Here is a 611-nt window from a genome sequence, read left to right as displayed (position 1 = left end):
GGATTAGATACCCTGGTAGTCCACGCCGTAAACGATGATTACTCGACATACGTGCCCTTGAGGCGTGGCTTCCGGAGCTAACGCGTTAAGTCGACCGCCTGGGGAGTACGGCCGCAAGGTTAAAACTCAAATGAATTGACGGGGGCCCGCACAAGCGGTGGAGCATGTGGTTTAATTCGATGCAACGCGAAGAACCTTACCTGGTCTTGACATCCACAGAACTTKSCAGAGATGSMTTGGTGCCTTCGGGAACTGTGAGACAGGTGCTGCATGGCTGTCGTCAGCTCGTGTTGTGAAATGTTGGGTTAAGTCCCGCAACGAGCGCAACCCTTATCCTTTGTTGCCAGCGGTTAGGCCGGGAACTCAAAGGAGACTGCCAGTGATAAACYGGAGGAAGGTGGGGATGACGTCAAGTCATCATGGCCCTTACGRCCAGGGCTACACACGTGCTACAATGGCGCATACAAAGAGAAGCGAWCTCGCGAGAGCCAGCGGACCTCATAAAGTGCGTCGTAGTCCGGATTGGAGTCTGCAACTCGASTSCATGAAGKYGGAATCGCTAGTAATCGTGRATCAGMATGYCACGGTGAATACGTTCCCGGGCCTTGTAC

Annotated in this window: 1 rRNA gene; it reads left to right on the top strand. The window is 53.8% G+C overall.

From position 1 onward, the window contains the following. A 16S ribosomal RNA gene (locus AB4Z08_RS35810) occupies nucleotides 1-611 on the top strand; the annotation flags it as partial.

Origin of the sequence: Chitinophaga sp. RAB17 (assembly GCF_052114225.1) — a bacterium.
Taxonomy (GTDB): Bacteria; Bacteroidota; Bacteroidia; order Chitinophagales; family Chitinophagaceae; genus Chitinophaga.
Note: the sequence above shows the minus strand (reverse complement) of the source record. Positions and strands in the feature narration are given on the sequence as shown.